We start from the raw sequence: 15791 nt of genomic DNA, 5'->3' as shown, positions 1-15791 counted from the left end.
TTATTAATCGTTATGGCCCCAATATTCCAGACAAAATATTGGGGCCGCTTGCACATCCTAACCAAAGGCGCGGCGTAGACCACGGGCTTTTTCAGCATTGTGTTTAAGATGATGCGCAGCATCACTAATTTGATGTGTTGCCGCGAGATTTTCTCTGCTGGTTTGGGTGATTGAATGAATATTACGTGTGATTTCATTCACGACTTGACGTTGTTGATTGGCTGCAACGGCATTTTGTTGGGCAAAGTTGTGAATTTCGCTTACCTCTTGATAAATAATGTTGACATTATCGGCTGAAATTTGGATGTCGTTGGCACAAAGCTCAGCTTGTTTACGGCTTTGTTCCATTTCTTTTGCCCAAGTATTCAGCATGTTAAACATTTTATCGATACTACGAGAAATGCTGTTGGTTGATAATTGTGTTCGGCTTGATAGCGCGCGAACTTCATCGGCAACGACTGCAAAACCACGGCCTTGATCACCCGCGCGGGCGGCCTCAATTGCTGCATTGAGGGCGAGCAGATTAGTTTGCTCGGCGATAGCGTCAATTTCTCCCATGGCATTGGCAACCTGTTCAGCTTCTTTATTTAATTGATGGGCGTTATTGGCTGCATCGGCGACGGATTTCGCTAATAGTTCCACCTTTTGGGTATTGGCCTTCATGTTGGCACTGCTTTTAAGGCAGAGATCGTAGGCGGTATTGATGCTGGTAGAGGTGAGATGGGTATTTTGGGCAACTTCGGTGATGGTTGAACTCATCTCTTCCATCGCGCTGGCAAGTTGTTCTAGTTGGTTTTTCTCTTGATCTAAACTCACATAGGTTTGTTCTGTTGTGACAACTAATTGATCTGAAATGATATGTAACTGATTAGCTTGATCTTGTGTTCGGCCAAGCACACCATTCATTTTGGCTTGCAACATAATGAGCTGAAAATCGAGAATTGATGAAGTATCTGCACCAGAATAAATATAGCGGCTGATAGAGTCATATTTTTCTTGCATTTCCATTAGCTTAGCTGGAATACGAAAAGCCTCATCATAGAAGATGGCTAAATTGAGTGTCATCAACACGGCTCCAGCAATAATCACGCCCCAGCCCCAAAAATAACCTGCAATCAGTAAGCCAGTGGAGGCAACCACAGCAGAAACTAAGCGTTTTTGCATCAAACTTAAGGGCTTATAAATAGCTCTATCTTGTTTAAGTCTTTGGTAAATATGGGTCGCTTTAGTGATATAAGGCGCTTTAGGTTGGATACGAACTGATTGGTATCCTACGATATTTCCATTTTCAAATAACGGCGAGACAAACGCATCAACCCAATAGAATCCTCCATTTTTACAGCGATTTTTGACAATACCGCGCCAAGACTGGCCAGCTTTAAGCTTTCCCCACATTTCTTTAAAAGCAGCACTTGGCATATCTGGATGGCGCACCATATTGTGGGGACTACCGATCAGTTCTTGAGTGCTATAGCCTGAAACTTCGGCAAAGCGCTCATTAACATAGGTAATCACACCGCGTGTATCCGTGGTCGAAATGAGTTCATCTTGTGGCGTTAAACGTATTTCTTGAACTGTACTGTCCATGTTAATGAATTGACTTGCAGTTGGGTTACTCTGGCTCATTTAGTGTGTCCATTCAGGGCCGATATGGTTGATTGGGGTTCAGGGCGCGGTGTTAGGCGCTAATTTTCTTGCGCTGACTCTCATCGGAGTGAGCTTGTTATGTGATAATGGTATCATTTTTGTGTGGGTATAGGAGAGCGGTTTCTCATGGCTTACTAGTGAAAATCAATCCTTTGCCTTATTTGTAAGTTATTGCAAAATATAATCTTTTTAAGTGCTGAGAATGTAGTGTTAAACGAGCGTTTATCCTGTTAAATGGTTAATTTCAGTATTTTATATAGGGTTATTATTTTCAGATGTGAAGTACGTTTGTTGAGTGCGTTTTCCTTGTTTATCCTAAATGTAAATCATGTTCAGTGATATTGGACTAATGTCTTTGATTAGGCTTGATATCACGGTACTCATGCGAGCACTTTATTGGGCTTAGTCTATTCTTTAATGGGCAACAAAAGATGGCTGATTGGGCATATAGCTTAATTTTTCCTTGCCTCTATGGCGTATCTGTATTTCACCGTTTTAGTTCATTAGCTTAAAGCGGGAATGCTACATAAGAGGAACTTCCCATGGCGATATCATTTAGACGTAGCGTAACTCAATTAGCTACAGCGTCATTGGGAACTGGAGCAGCATTGCCACATTGGCGACGTTTGATCTTTGAACGTTTATTTGGCTTTTTGGCGCTTCTTTGCATACCTGTGTATATCACCAGCGTGTATCTATGTGTCATCGCCGATCTTTGGTTTATGGCGGTATTTTAGATCGTGTTTTGAAATCAAGGGGGCTTTAAACATACTGATAGCGCTAAAAAAACGCCCAATGCTAATTGCCTTGGACGTTTTGTTTTGTAGCATGTAACTGATTTAAATGATGACGTTAGTTACTACTTACCAGCGGAGTGCTAAATGGCTGTAGTCACTTGAGCTAACCAAGCCAATTCATCACCTGACATTAACGGGGAAAGTGTATTAAACACTCGCTGATGATAAGCATTAAACCAATCAATTTCGCCTTGGGTTAACAAACGCTTATCAATAAGGCGCGCATCCATAGGGATTAAGGTTAGGGCGTCGAACTCATATATTTCACGCTCAGCCCCTTTTAGCGCTTCACAGTGCTGGACGACGACGAGGTTTTCGAGCCTAATGCCAAAACTATCTGCGCGGTAGTAACCTGGCTCGTTGGAAAGCACCATGCCGGGCATAAGTGCAATAGCGTTGACATTTTTACCTATGCGCTGTGGACCTTCGTGCACACTCAAGAAATGACCCACGCCATGGCCTGTGCCATGGTCGTAATCAAATCCATGCTGCCATAGATATTGACGGGCAAAGGCATCGAGTTGTTGACCTGTTGTGCCTTTAGGGAAGCGAGCTTGATCTAAGGCAATATGGCCTTTAAGCACTAAAGTGACCATTTTCTTTTGTTCGTCAGTCACTTTACCTATGGCTATGGTACGGGTGACATCCGTGGTGCCATCAATATATTGAGCACCAGAGTCCACTAAGTAGATGCTATCCATCGTCATCATGGCTGGTGTGCCATTGTTGTGATTGTAATGACACATTGCGGCATTAGCGCCAGCTGCCGAAATGGTATCGAAACTTGGCTCGCGATAATGCGCATCCTCAAGGCGGAAACTTTCCAGCTTAGCGGCAAGTGTACCTTCATCGTACAGGCGATTGGCGGCAACTTCGGCATCGAGCCATGCGAGGAATCGACTTACTGCAACGCCATCGCGGATATGGCATGCACGCATACCTGCCAGTTCTGCGGCATTCTTTTGTGCTTTAGGTAGCGAAACCGGATCGATTCCGGCAATTAAGTTAGCCCCCGCATTACGGGCAAGATTTTGTGCCCAAGCATTGGCTGAATGAGGATCGGCTAGCAGTTTTACGCCTGTTAAGCTGGCGAGTGTGTCGGCAAGGTCTGCTTCAGCTTTAAAGCTCACGCCAGCACCTACATGCGCCTCAATACCTTCAGGGAGTTTGTTTAAATCGGTAAATAGTTGCATATCACCATTAGCGTGTAGCAGGGCGCAGCCGAGTACGACAGGGAGGCGAGGTACATCGTTACCGCGAATATTGAGTAGCCAGCAGAAAGAATCTAAGGCGGCGATTAACGCAACATCGGCCCCTGCTTTTTTGACCAAGGCACCGATTTCGGTGCGTTTTTGTAGGCTAGTTTTGCCTGCACTCTCGTTGCTAAACAGGGTGATTGGTGCGCTTGATGGTGCGGGTCTTTCTTGCCAATGTTTGTCGATTGGGTTTTGCTCAACTGCGACTAAGTCGATTTGCGCCTTGCCTAAGGTGGCTTTGGCATTTTCATACCAAGCTAGAGTGTGTAAACGGGCATCAAACCCCACACGGGAACCTGCTGGGAGCGTGTCGCATAACCATTCAATTTGCGGTGTGTCTGTTAGGCTCTCATAACTGAATAACGTTGCATCGACCTGCAAACGCACTTGGACGGTATAACGGCCATCAGTAAAAATAGCGGCCTTATCTTTCAATACGATGGCCATACCAGCAGAACCCGTAAAGTCCGTCGCCCAGTATAAACGCTCGTTATGTTCTGGTACGTATTCGCCTAAATATTCGTCGGCACGTGGAATGATAAACGCATCTAAATGGGTGTTGGTGAGTTCGCGACGAATAGCATCTAGGCGGCTGGCTATCTTGTTTGACATAAGGGCTCCAAATTGGACTGCATTCACTGCGAGTCGGTTAGGCGTGGCTCGCCTAAATTCTGTGTTGTTATGGATGAGCTAACGAGCGAGGATTATCGCAAGCTGAATGATAGGGATGCAAGGGCACCAGATAAGGGATTTTGTATACAATCGTGAATAAACCATATTAGATAAGTATCAACTACTCCAAGATTGAGTGTGATCTTGGTTGAAAATGCATTCATGGTTGAGATGGAAGTCTAAAGATTGATCCTTATAAATTAGCAAGTTAAGTTTTATTCAATCGCTAGTATTTGCTCATTATGCTAGCATTCGCCATCTCCGCTCGGGGTCAGAGGGGAGCATATGTATCAGTGGAGTTGGCGATGCAAACATTAACAATAGACGTGGGCGGCAGTAAAGCCCTGTTCGAACTTCAGCTCGCGGGGCATACAGAACAATATAAAATCCCCACAGGTGAAGGCTTTAAAATTGAAGAGTTAAATAACCAAATTGCTGCACTTGAACGCGATTACGATTTACAGGATTACCAATTAGCGATAGCTGTACCTGGACTGGTACAACATCATCGTTTGGTTGCTTGTAAATCCTTACCCGGACTTAATGGATTAAGTAGAGATACCGTAAAAACCCAAGGAACGCTTAAGATTATCAGCAACGATATTGATGCAGGTATGCAAGCTCTCTGTGATGCAAAATATGCCTGTGAATTGTTGGTTATGTGTGGCTCTGGGATTGGTATGTCTATCGCTTTCAATGGGCAGGTCTTTTCTGGGGCAACGGGCGTTGCGGGTGAGTTAGGGCATTGCCGTATCATGTCTGAATCAGGTGAGTTTCGTTTAGAGCAACTTGCTAGCGGTGATTCTGTGCGTAGTCGTAACATCACCTCTCAGGAAGATTTGTATCGTGCTGGCAGTTATCTTGGTATGGGGTTGGCGTGGGCGGTTAATTTGCTAAACCCTAATCGTATATGGTTAGCGGGCGGTATGATGAATAGCACTCCTTACTACAAAGGATGCATCGATAATTTAAAACGAATGGCATTGAGTGCCCCCTTAGCTGAAATGAAAATTCATCGAGTCGATGATATGGAAACCTTAGTCTGTCGAGGATTATCTGTTATTTTAGCGCGGGATGTTTCACTTACTTAACCCTGTAAATAAAAAGCCCAGTGTAAATGCTGGGCTTTAACTATCGTGACTGTCGTGGATATGTCTTGTTTTAATTAATCTTAAGTAATTCCACATCGAAGATTAATACAGAACCACCGCCAATCTTGCCCGTACTACGGTTACCGTAGGCGAGATCACTGGGGATAAAGAAACGCACTTTATCACCAACAACCATCAGTTGTACGCCCTCGGTCCACCCTTTTATCACGCGATTAAGCGGAAACGCTATGGGTTCGCCGCGATCAATCGAACTGTCAAACACAGTACCGTCGAGCAAAGTACCATGGTAATGCACTGTTACCGTATCGCTGGCTTTAGGATGAATAGTGCCGTCGCCCTTGGTCAGTACTTGATATTGCAAACCTGAAGCTGTGGTGATGACGCCTTCTTGAGCCTTGTTTTGTGCTAAAAACTCATTGCCTAAACGGATATTTTCTTGCGCCGCTTTTTGGCCGTTCATTGAGGTAAAAAAGTAAAAAATCACCCCAGCAATGACAACAACAGCAAGTAACATTTTCATATAAAAACACCTTAAGTTAATTTGGGCCATGTTAGCAGTTTTTTCGGTTGCGAAGCTACTTACAGCAACTAAGTGGATGATTAGCGTTACATTTGGCCATAGCTAAACATCCCATCAAGACTTTATCCCGCTTTAGAGATCGCTTAACCTGTAGACTTAAGACTCTATAAAAATTCAATAAAAACAAATAAGAACTAGGGCGTCTTGACGCTTTCGTTCAGATAATAAACAAGGAAAGTCTATGTTAAACAAAGCGGCAAAACCTTTGGTCAAACTCGTCGACCGATATCTACCCGATCCCTATATTTTCGTGCTTTTACTTACCTTAGTCGTATTAATTGCTGCTGTGGTCGCTGAACATAAAACCCCGCTGGAAGTCATCAATTATTGGGGCGATGGCTTTTGGACCCTGTTAAGTTTTTCGATGCAAATGCTATTAGTGCTGGTGGCAGGATTTATGTTGGCCAGTTCGCCGCCGATTAAAAAATTGCTCGATGCCATTGCTGGACTCGCCAAGTCTGCCCCTCAGGCCATTATCTTAGTGACGTTAGTTTCCCTCGCTGCCAGTTGGATTAACTGGGGTTTTGGGCTAGTGGTGGGGGCGTTATTTGCTAAAGCTCTCGCGAGAAAAGTGAAAGTCGATTATCGGCTGTTGGTTGCCAGCGCCTATTCAGGCTTTGTGGTTTGGCATGGTGGGCTTGCGGGTTCGATCCCATTAACCATAGCGACAGCGGGACATTTCTCCGAATCACAAATTGGCATTATTCCCACCAGTGACACCATTTTCGCGGGCTTTAATTTACTGTTAGTGGCGATTCTGTTTGTGTCCATGCCATTAGTGAATCGCTTTATGCTGCCAGGAGAAAAAGACAGTATTTATATCGACCCAAGCACTCTCGATGAAAAAGATGGTGAGGTTGCGAGTACAACGCTGGAGATGCATAACGCCAATTTGAACGACAGCCGTCCTGCGGATAAGTTAGAAAATAGCCGTTTACTCGGCTGGAGTGTCGGTGGTGCTGGGCTTGTATATTTAGGTTATTACTTTTGGGTGCAGGGCGGCAGCCTAAACCTCAACGTAGTGAACTTCTTATTTCTGTTTCTCGCCATATTGTTACATCAAACACCACGCAGTTTGCTGATGAGTCTTAACGAGGCCATTAAAGGCGGCGCAGGTATTGTTATCCAATTTCCCTTTTATGCGGGCATTATGGCTGTGATGGTGCAATCGGGTTTAGCTCAAAGTATTTCGGAAGGTTTTGTGGCCATCGCGAGCGCCGAGAGCCTGCCATTTTGGAGCTTTATCAGTGCAGGAATTGTGAATATTTTTGTGCCATCGGGAGGTGGCCAATGGGCCGTGCAGGCACCGATTATGTTACCCGCCGCACAGGCTTTAGGCGCCGATGTGGCACGTGTTGCTATGGCTGTGGCTTGGGGCGATGCGTGGACTAACTTGATTCAACCTTTCTGGGCACTGCCCGTGCTGGCGATTGCAGGCTTAAAAGCGCGGGATATTATGGGCTTTTGTTTAATGCAATTGATGATCACTGGCGTGATTATCAGTATCGCGTTGAGCTGGTTCTAAAGGCCAAAGTGACAGCCAATTTTGTATTTTAGAGAAAGTGTAGGGCAATTTAAAATTGCCCTTTTTTTATTGGGGATGAATGAACTTAGATAAACATATCTACGGCACCCGTTTTTATGCCATAACCCAGCACGGCTAAGTTAGCGACAACGGTGAGCCAAAAGACGTTTCTAAATGAGGCTTTAACGGACTTGTGTCTTAGCAGGTTTTGGGCAAATAGAGCGCCGGGCCAACCGCCCATAAGGGCGAGCAGGTGTAATGTGCTTTCTTTAGTTCGCCATTTATTACGTTTTGCGGCGGATTTATCAATGGCATAGGCAATAAAGGTGAGAAAACTGAGTGTGAGGTACATACCCACTATTCCAACGGGAAGTAAATGCCAAAATGCGGCACCTATCATTAGCGTTAAGAAAATAATCACTAATAACAGTGATATAAGGCTAAACTTTGTATTGGATACGCTGGTCTTTGGGGCTCGGTTGTTTGTTCGCTTAAATGGTCGTTTATTGGTCATTTTATTTAGTCGTTTTATATCATTAGTCTATTTTTGTTGCTGTAAGTGCTTTTTAAACGCGAGGTGGCGCCAAAGTTTCTCCAACGGTCCTTGCTTGAAATAGCGTAAATAAAGGCTGGCTAATAGCAGCTGTACCACGGAATAGACTATTGCCATTAGCATATAGCCCCATCTGTCCAAACTTAAAAGCAATTCGGGGGCAAGATGCCTAAATACTAACACGCCAACGATGGATTGCAGAATATAGAGACTAAAAGCGAGTTTGCCGACATTTTGTAGTGACGTCAGTCTGTTAGGATTGTTCTTGCAAATTATAACCATTATATGGATGTAAATCAGCGCCATAGGAATAGCACTTAGCATGATTAGCACATCTGAAAACGCCACGAGGATGGTATTTTTTGTTAAACCTAAGACGGTATCGAGCAGTGATAGCGTTACGCTTGCTAGCACTAATTTCACCAGTACCGATTTGCTAAAACCGCGCTCAAAAGTTCCTTGCTGATATAACGCCATGCCGAGCAACATTAAGCCCGCCGTAAACCACATTAAGGTAAAAGGGATCACGAGCGCCATATAGCCGACTTGCATCAAATGCAGGAACAGTTGGTCTGCATAGCTTGAGGTCCATGCACTGTATTGCAGTGCAAATAAACTCGATTCTCGAGTGAAAGGTTCATCGCTGCCTGCAAGGCTAACCAGCGTAATAATAACTAAGGCACCAAAAATAAAAATATTCGCTTTGCGTTTAAGTTCGCCAATACTTAAGTCTTTGTAATAAAGTGCTAAAAAACCACTGATCCCATAAGTGAATAAAATGTCACCGGGCCAAATAATAATGCCATGAATTAGGCCAAATACCATCAGCCAGCCTAAACGTGAGCGAAGTAGGGGATAAGCGTTTAAGCCTTTGGCGCTAAATCGCTGATACTGAATAAAAAGTCCGACACCAAACAAGATAGAGAACAAACTGATAAAGCGACCTTCGATAAAAAAATGATTAAAAACTTTGATCATGTGATCCGACAGCGGCGGCATTTCATGGGGCGCATAGCCATAAAAACTAATCCCCATAAAGTAGATATTCATAAAAAATATCCCCAAGACGGCTAAGCCACGAATGGCATCAAGGTTGGCGTTACGCGGTGAGGATGTCGCCACTGTGCTAAGAGGCTGTGTGGAGTTTGATCTTGACCAAGTGTCGTTAGGTAAGTTTGCTTGCACGTTAGCTGAGTTCCTTTCGCTAGTAGATATGTTCGGCTTTTCATTCTGATTAAGGAAGGCTAGCTGACACTAACCCTCAATGAAATATAGATAGTGTAGAAAGTGCAATATAGGTGACATATAAAGTGGCAGAGAAAACTGTAGACTAATTATTCGCCGATATCTTCGTTCCAGAGTTTGGGATTATTGGCGATAAAGTCCTGCATTAGTTGCTTACATTCAGGGTTGTCGACCACAGTCACATCAACGCCGCGCGACTGGACATAGGCTTCAGGACCTTGGAAGGTGATATTTTCACCCACCACTACCTTGGGGATACCGTAGAGTAAAATGGCACCGCTACACATATCGCAGGGAGAGAGGGTCGAATATAAGGTGCCTTTTTGATAATCGGCGGCGCTTAGGCGGCCGGCGTTTTCAAGGCAGTCCATCTCCGCATGTAACACGGCGCTGCCTTGCTGAACGCGCTTATTGTGGCCACGAGCGACAATGTTACCGTCAATCACTAATACCGAGCCAATGGGAATACCGCCTTCGGCTAATCCTTGTTTGGCTTCATCAATGGCGGCCTGTAAAAATTCATCCATCTTGCACCCCAATTTAGGTTGTTTGGCTTAGCATAGCAGCCTGCAAACATTGAGCAAGACAACTTAAGTTACTATCTTGCTTAAAGATTAATCTTTGCTTGCTTAAAGGTTAACCTTGGCTCGCTGGCGTTAACTTATTTTTGCGGCTTTTCTGAAATCCACAATTTGATATGTCCCTTCACGACCACGACTCCTTGGGTGTCGTAGGCGGTCACGGGCACCAGCATATCGCCAGGCGTCCATTGCTCTGGCGTGACTTCGGCAACACATAAAATGTCGCTGCCCGCTTTGGCGGTGTAATCCACGCTCATGCCCTTAGGGATCCAACGTAAATGGGCGGGTATCGAGGCTTCGGCCATCACGCCCATCGCCATTTCGAGGCCATTACAAATCGCAATCACATGCACAGTTTTTATATGGTTATGAACGGCATGACGTTTTTTTATCAAGCAAGAACAGTAGTTAAGGCGCAATTCAGTGATCAGTGGTTTGATGGTGCCAAAATAAGGTGCCATGCGTGACACCATCATAGAGAAGATTTTTTGGCCAAAGGGTAAACCTTGGGTCTTGTGGTAAAGCGCAAGAACCTTATTGGGTTGGGTGCGGGTTTCTTCGTAGGTACTCATGTTTATCCTTCATCGCAGTGCAAACTAGGGAAGATAATCTTAGGCCAGTGACGATGTTAGGTCTTAGTGGCGTGGTTATCTTTTTCTGGTCGGATGAGTGTAACATTGAGGTAACAATCATTGCCAGTCGGCTGAATTAAGCAAACTTCATTTCGCGGTTTTTAGGCTAACACCGTATAATCGCGGCAAATTTGTCATTAAAGACAAACCATATTGATTTAATTACAAGGACTCACAGTGAAATATTTACTGACCTATTTTAAGGGAATGGCCATGGGGGCCGCCGATGTGGTGCCTGGGGTTTCGGGCGGCACCATCGCCTTTATTACCGGTATTCTCGATACCTTGCTTGAAAGCGTTAAGCGCATCAATCCATCCCTTTGGGGCGTGATTAAGTCGCAGGGGCTAAAAGGCGCCTTTATACATATCAATGGTGGGTTTTTAGTGAGTTTATTGGCGGGCATCCTGACCAGTATTTTTACCTTCGCTAAGCTGATTTCATGGTTATTGGTTGCGCATCCAATTCCGATTTGGTCATTCTTCTTTGGCTTAATCCTTATCTCTGTTGTGCATATGCTTAAGCAGGTCAGTGGCTTTACGCTGGCGCGTGTAGGTTTATTTGTGCTTGGCGTGTTGGCAGCGTGGGCGATTACCGTGCTCAATCCTGTGTCGGTGGAAGCCAGTTACCTTAATATCTTCTTTGGCGGTGCGATTGCGATTTGCGCCATGGTGTTACCAGGGATCTCTGGCAGTTTTATCTTATTATTGCTCGGCTTATATCCTGTTGTGTTAGCAGCGGCGAAAAATATTCAACTGGATATTCTGGCGTGTTTTGCTGTGGGTGCTGTGATGGGATTACTGACATTTAGCCATTTATTGTCGGCGCTACTGCGTAAATACCATGATGCCACTATCGTATTTTTAACCGGATTAATGCTTGGCACTTTAGGCAAAATTTGGCCTTGGAAACAAACGTTAACTTGGCGTACCAACTCCCATGGCGAACAAGTGCCTTTGCTGGAGCAAAATATTTCGCCGCTTAATTTTGAGCAGGTAACTGGTCAGCCTTCACAATTGATGTTAGCCATTGGGTGTATGTTAGCGGCTATCGCCTTGGTCTGGGGCTTAGAAAAGGTCGGTAAACGGGATTAACTCTTTGTTTGTCGCAACCTAATATTCAACAAAAGCAGCGAGATACGCTGCTTTTGTTTTTTGTGCATATGCCTATCTTACTTGAATCAGGTCAGATCTCGACTTTAGAGCGATGTTATTTTAGGCCTGTTTTAGTTACAATCCGCAGTTCATAGTTAGCGTACTCAGTCGACGTTATGCTCCAGTTTAAACTCAGTGAGAGTTTGCAGTTACGATAAGGATATAGTTGTGGAAAAAAAACAGGTCTCGTGGGTTGGTGTGGCGTTGGCAATTTTTGCCTTAGGTCATGTGGTTAACTTAATCATCGATAAGCAAGATTCTGAGATATCGCCCGAATTAAAGCAGCAAATTTCCGACACTATCTTGGCTCACAGACCACCATCCTCTGCGAATAACTTCTTCACTGCTACTCCGGATAATCTTCAGGTGGCTGACGATTCGACCAAAATCCGGATGCCCGCCAAGTTAGCCCAAGTGAGTCAAATCTACAGTAATCTCAGTGCATTTGCGGCGCTCAAGCAAGATGGCACTGTGGTGGCATGGGGCGATGCAGACTGTGGTGGCGATATCAATAACGCCCAAGAGCCTCTGGTTAATGTAAAACGGTTGTATGCGGCTGAGGATACCTGCGGCTTTGCAGCATTAACCCATGACGACAAACTTATCCCTTGGGGAATGGGGGATGAATTTATGCCTTGGACTCGAGGGGTGAGACCTGTACTGAATGATGTGCGCGATTTTGTTATGGCTAAGGGGCTTTATGCAGCCATTAAGCAAGATGGAAGTGTCGTAAGTTGGTCTTTTGAAGATGCAGCTACTGCCGAGCTAAGCTCTGGTAAACACGCCGCGCCAGCGATGACGAATGTCGTGTCTGTATCTGTTAACTATCGTGCTTTTGCCGCCTTAAAACGGGATGGGACAGTAGTGACATGGGGGCAGGCTGATTATGGTGGCGATAGTCACCAAGTGGCCTCAGAGCTTAACAATGTGAAACTACTCTATGCTAACAATAATGCTTTTACCGCGATGACAGCGACGGGCAGGTTGGTCTCATGGGGTAGGGTAAGAGCGGATCAAAAAGGCCGTGAGCAAGTGGCAAAGCTTAGCCAATTAATGCCAGCCGTAAAAGTGGTTAATACTGATAATGGCTTTGCGGCGCTGTTGGCGGATGGCAGTGTTTATACATGGGGGGAGGGGGATTTAACAGAATATCATGTTCCATTTCCTGCTCGCTTATCTCACCCAAATCGCGCCAATAAAGTGATTGATATTTTTGCAAATCATGACGCGTTTGCCGCCTTAACCATCAGTCGACAACTTATCGTTTGGGGTAATAAATTCCATGGTGCTGATACGTCAGTTCTTAAGGATAAGTTGCAAAGCGTGCATCAGGTTTATCCCTTTGATAAGGGATTTGTCGCGCTACGTGGGGATAATACGGCTATCGCTTGGGAAGGATGGGAATTGGTAGAAAAGCAGCCACGTTATCAAGAGGTCACTCAGGTGAGCAAAGTGGTGACCTACGAACGGGAATTTGCCTTTTTAAAGCAGGATGGCACTGTGGTTGATGGTCACTCTGGGCCCAAAACTGACATTACTCAAGCAACGGATATTTTTCCCACGGGTTTAGGCTTTACGGTTAAACACCAAGATGGCTCGATTGCAGTATGGATGGGGGACGATTCTGCGGTGACGCTAGATAAGCAAGCCGTTGATTTGAGCCAAATGCGCGATATTCGCAGTAATTTGCTTGATGCCATTGCTTTAATGGCCGATGGCACAGTTCAGGCATGGAATATGATGGGCTTTAGCGAGCAAGCTACCCAATAACAAGCACAATAAAACTAAAGGGCTAAGGTTATTTACACTTTAGCCCTTTCTATTTAGACGAGGCTTTTCTCACTTTCCGCTTGATTGGCTTTGATTTCCCGCAGATAGCGATAAATCGAATGCACCGAAATACCCAATCGAGTGGCCGCGACTTGGGCGCTGTCCTTAAGCTCGAAAATCCCTAATTCATGGAGTTGATTGACAATTTCGCGACTTTTTTGTGAAGTTGATACGGTAGGGTTGGAACGTACTTCATGGTTAATACTATCGATAGTGCTATGGAGTGCTTCATCAATATTACGGGCAAATACCTCGGGTGAACTGGTGAGTTCATGGTTAAACAAGTGTTCTGGCATCATAGTGCGTAGTACCGATTGCAGCGGGGCATCCATATCGGTATTGATGCATAAAAGCCCTATTGGCTGATTTTTACTGTTACGGATAACCGTGGTGATGGATCTGAGCGTCTTACCATTGGCACATTTTGTTAGGTAAGCATCGGAAATATCCTGACCCGCTTTAAGTTTAAGCAAAGCAAGATTGGTAATGGGGGCACCTACTTCACGTCCAGTAATATGGCCGTTGGCAATTTTGACTACAGACGGGTGTTTTGCATCCAAACTGTGCAGCACCACTTCAGTATGTTGGCCATACATGGCAGCAATGCCATCAACGATATTCTCGATTGATTTGAGTATATCCCAATCATTTGGGGTTAAATCTATCAGCTTCACCATTTCAACCTTTTATCATTAATTTATTTAAAATCATTAGGTTAAAATTATTACGTTGACATTATATCAATAATGGTGACATCGGTGGATGACATACCATTAAGGATCATTTTACCAATGTTTTTTATGGTTTTTTCCACATCGGTTGCGATGATGCCTTGGCCTGAAACATTTTGACTATTTAATGCCATTAAAAATGACCGCACCGCAGCACTGGATGATGTACTGACTTTCATGGCACAGGAGGCTTTTGCACCATCACAGACCATGCCCGAGCTATCACTAATGACATTTTGAATCGCAAAACAGGATTGCTCGAAGGAGCCGCCAGCAATATATACCATGGCCATAGAGGCCGCTGCACTGGTTACAGTGTTACCACAGAATGCAGAAAGTGGTGGGTAGTGGGACTTGATATAAATCGCTCCTAGGTGACTCATTATTAAGGCGCGGGCGAGCTTTTCCTCGGTGACGTTATAGCATTGCGCAGTTAATACCACAGGAATCGTCGCCGCAATTCCCTGATTACCACTGCCTAAATTGCTCATAGCGGGGAGATTGGCGCCGCCCATACGCGCATCGGATGCAGCAGCAGTTAACATCACAATTTTATTGAGTAAATCTTCGCCTATTATTCCTGCCGCAATACCACTTTTCATGGTGCGGCCCACCTCGAGTCCATAGGGCTTTGCCATGCCTTCATCGGATAACTTGCCATTTAATTCGGAAGCTTTAAGGATGAACTTGATCTGATCGAAGGGGACTTCTTGAGCGAACTGATAAATTGATTTAATACTGATATCGATGCCATCACAGATAGAGCCTGTGGCGGCACTCTGGGCGTTATCCGCGGTAAAAACGGGCTCACCATTGAGGCGTTTTTCGGCAATTAAGGTGTGACCGCCACAAATTTTAACTAAGGCTTCTTGCTCACCCGCTTTTAAGGTGACGCAGCAATAGATAAATTCTTCTGTTTCAGTTCGTTCAACTTTTACCTTACCAGCATCAATAAGATCTTGTGCTTGTGCGACTTGTTCTGGGGTGATAGCGGCAAGCACTTCTAAACCTGCCTCTGCATTACCGGCAATAGCACCTGCGGCAGCGGCGATAGCAAGGCCGATTTTACCTGTGCCAGGAACATATACGCCCATAGAGTTTTTATATAAATTATCAGAGACTTGTACTGAGATAGCTTCAGGAACTATGCCTAATAAAGTGCGAGCAACAGCAGATGCATAGGCGGCAGCAATGGGCTCTGTACAGCCTAATGCTGGCTTTACAACTTGGTTGAGGATTTGAATATACTGCTGCCATAGGGGGTTCATGCGCTTATAACCTTATTTGAATCTTTGAATGCCATATGCGGCATAATATGCAACATTATTTGCATTTTATCTTTTTTTGCAATTATTTTTTAATTAATCCTTCGTCTGAGGACAAGGCTAACCTATGTTGGGCATATTGATAGTTTGGGATGGCGGGCTTGGATTTTTCATTCGGTCAAGGATAGACTCGGTTGATGGTTTATTGGTGGA

Annotated in this window: 13 protein-coding genes and 1 pseudogene; 5 read left to right on the top strand and 9 right to left on the bottom strand. The window is 44.7% G+C overall.

Annotated features, from left to right (window positions below):
* Positions 1-57 precede the first annotated feature (57 nt).
* Positions 58-1626 (bottom strand): methyl-accepting chemotaxis protein, encoded by a 1569-nt coding sequence (locus tag SPUTW3181_RS15435; RefSeq protein ID WP_011790239.1) that lies wholly within the window; start codon positions 1624-1626, stop codon positions 58-60.
* A 563-nt stretch (positions 1627-2189) separates the two neighbouring features.
* On the opposite strand from SPUTW3181_RS15435, the pseudogene SPUTW3181_RS21675 reads away from it, so the two are divergent.
* Positions 2190-2381: pseudogene (locus tag SPUTW3181_RS21675) on the top strand (phosphohydrolase); the annotation flags it as partial.
* A gap of 143 nt (positions 2382-2524) precedes the next feature.
* Here SPUTW3181_RS21675 and SPUTW3181_RS15430 read toward each other — a convergent pair.
* The gene (locus SPUTW3181_RS15430) at positions 2525-4312 is read right to left on the bottom strand and encodes an aminopeptidase P family protein (protein WP_011790237.1); all 1788 of its coding nucleotides are present in this window, start codon (positions 4310-4312) and stop codon (positions 2525-2527) included.
* 365 nt (positions 4313-4677) lie between these two features.
* On the opposite strand from SPUTW3181_RS15430, the gene SPUTW3181_RS15425 reads away from it, so the two are divergent.
* Positions 4678-5463, top strand: a complete 786-nt coding sequence (locus SPUTW3181_RS15425) for an ROK family protein (protein ID WP_011790236.1) — start codon at positions 4678-4680, stop codon at positions 5461-5463.
* A gap of 70 nt (positions 5464-5533) precedes the next feature.
* On the opposite strand, the gene SPUTW3181_RS15420 is transcribed toward SPUTW3181_RS15425, so the two are convergent.
* Positions 5534-6004, bottom strand: coding sequence for an FKBP-type peptidyl-prolyl cis-trans isomerase (locus SPUTW3181_RS15420; protein ID WP_011790235.1), 471 nt, complete (start codon positions 6002-6004; stop codon positions 5534-5536).
* 241 nt (positions 6005-6245) lie between these two features.
* On the opposite strand from SPUTW3181_RS15420, the gene SPUTW3181_RS15415 reads away from it, so the two are divergent.
* Positions 6246-7589: a short-chain fatty acid transporter gene (locus tag SPUTW3181_RS15415; RefSeq protein WP_011790234.1), complete on the top strand. Its 1344-nt coding sequence runs from the start codon at positions 6246-6248 to the stop codon at positions 7587-7589.
* A gap of 85 nt (positions 7590-7674) precedes the next feature.
* Here the strand turns inward: SPUTW3181_RS15415 and SPUTW3181_RS15410 are convergent, their stop codons facing one another.
* The 4 genes from SPUTW3181_RS15410 to SPUTW3181_RS15395 form a co-directional block, all read right to left on the bottom strand.
* The gene (locus tag SPUTW3181_RS15410; protein ID WP_011790233.1) at positions 7675-8103 is read right to left on the bottom strand and encodes a DUF1294 domain-containing protein; all 429 of its coding nucleotides are present in this window, start codon (positions 8101-8103) and stop codon (positions 7675-7677) included.
* Positions 8104-8130: 27 nt separating this feature from the next.
* On the bottom strand, positions 8131-9327 hold the full coding sequence (locus SPUTW3181_RS15405; RefSeq protein WP_011790232.1) for a DUF418 domain-containing protein: 1197 nt from the start codon (positions 9325-9327) through the stop codon (positions 8131-8133).
* A 149-nt stretch (positions 9328-9476) separates the two neighbouring features.
* The gene (locus SPUTW3181_RS15400; protein WP_011790231.1) at positions 9477-9914 is read right to left on the bottom strand and encodes a nucleoside deaminase; all 438 of its coding nucleotides are present in this window, start codon (positions 9912-9914) and stop codon (positions 9477-9479) included.
* 134 nt (positions 9915-10048) lie between these two features.
* Positions 10049-10540: a hotdog fold domain-containing protein gene (locus SPUTW3181_RS15395; RefSeq protein ID WP_011790230.1), complete on the bottom strand. Its 492-nt coding sequence runs from the start codon at positions 10538-10540 to the stop codon at positions 10049-10051.
* Positions 10541-10777: 237 nt separating this feature from the next.
* Between SPUTW3181_RS15395 and SPUTW3181_RS15390 the strand changes: the two genes are divergently transcribed.
* Both SPUTW3181_RS15390 and SPUTW3181_RS15385 read left to right on the top strand, forming a co-directional pair.
* Entirely contained in the window at positions 10778-11692 is a 915-nt protein-coding gene (locus SPUTW3181_RS15390) for a DUF368 domain-containing protein (protein ID WP_011790229.1), read from the top strand.
* 228 nt (positions 11693-11920) lie between these two features.
* The gene (locus SPUTW3181_RS15385; protein WP_011790228.1) at positions 11921-13522 is read left to right on the top strand and encodes a hypothetical protein; all 1602 of its coding nucleotides are present in this window, start codon (positions 11921-11923) and stop codon (positions 13520-13522) included.
* Positions 13523-13575: 53 nt separating this feature from the next.
* Here the strand turns inward: SPUTW3181_RS15385 and SPUTW3181_RS15380 are convergent, their stop codons facing one another.
* Both SPUTW3181_RS15380 and SPUTW3181_RS15375 read right to left on the bottom strand, forming a co-directional pair.
* Entirely contained in the window at positions 13576-14256 is a 681-nt protein-coding gene (locus SPUTW3181_RS15380) for a transcriptional regulator (protein ID WP_025007397.1), read from the bottom strand.
* Between the two features lie 50 nt (positions 14257-14306).
* Positions 14307-15581: a serine dehydratase subunit alpha family protein gene (locus tag SPUTW3181_RS15375; protein WP_011790226.1), complete on the bottom strand. Its 1275-nt coding sequence runs from the start codon at positions 15579-15581 to the stop codon at positions 14307-14309.
* Between the last annotated feature and the right edge of the window lie 210 nt (positions 15582-15791).

Origin of the sequence: Shewanella sp. W3-18-1 (assembly GCF_000015185.1) — a bacterium.
GTDB lineage: Bacteria > Pseudomonadota > Gammaproteobacteria > Enterobacterales > Shewanellaceae > Shewanella > Shewanella putrefaciens.
This window is presented reverse-complemented; position numbering and strand designations above follow the sequence as displayed.

Excerpts from the sequence above, each read along its gene's own strand:
- SPUTW3181_RS15430 (WP_011790237.1), bottom strand. The coding sequence starts at position 4,312 with ATGTCAAACAAGATAGCCAGCCGCCTAGATGCTATTCGTCGCGAACTC.
- SPUTW3181_RS15415 (WP_011790234.1), top strand. The coding sequence starts at position 6,246 with ATGTTAAACAAAGCGGCAAAACCTTTGGTCAAACTCGTCGACCGATAT.
- SPUTW3181_RS15435 (WP_011790239.1), bottom strand. The coding sequence starts at position 1,626 with ATGAGCCAGAGTAACCCAACTGCAAGTCAATTCATTAACATGGACAGT.
- SPUTW3181_RS15420 (WP_011790235.1), bottom strand. The coding sequence starts at position 6,004 with ATGAAAATGTTACTTGCTGTTGTTGTCATTGCTGGGGTGATTTTTTAC.
- SPUTW3181_RS15410 (WP_011790233.1), bottom strand. The coding sequence starts at position 8,103 with ATGACCAATAAACGACCATTTAAGCGAACAAACAACCGAGCCCCAAAG.
- SPUTW3181_RS15400 (WP_011790231.1), bottom strand. The coding sequence starts at position 9,914 with ATGGATGAATTTTTACAGGCCGCCATTGATGAAGCCAAACAAGGATTA.
- SPUTW3181_RS15425 (WP_011790236.1), top strand. The coding sequence starts at position 4,678 with ATGCAAACATTAACAATAGACGTGGGCGGCAGTAAAGCCCTGTTCGAA.
- SPUTW3181_RS15395 (WP_011790230.1), bottom strand. The coding sequence starts at position 10,540 with ATGAGTACCTACGAAGAAACCCGCACCCAACCCAATAAGGTTCTTGCG.
- SPUTW3181_RS15375 (WP_011790226.1), bottom strand. The coding sequence starts at position 15,581 with ATGAACCCCCTATGGCAGCAGTATATTCAAATCCTCAACCAAGTTGTA.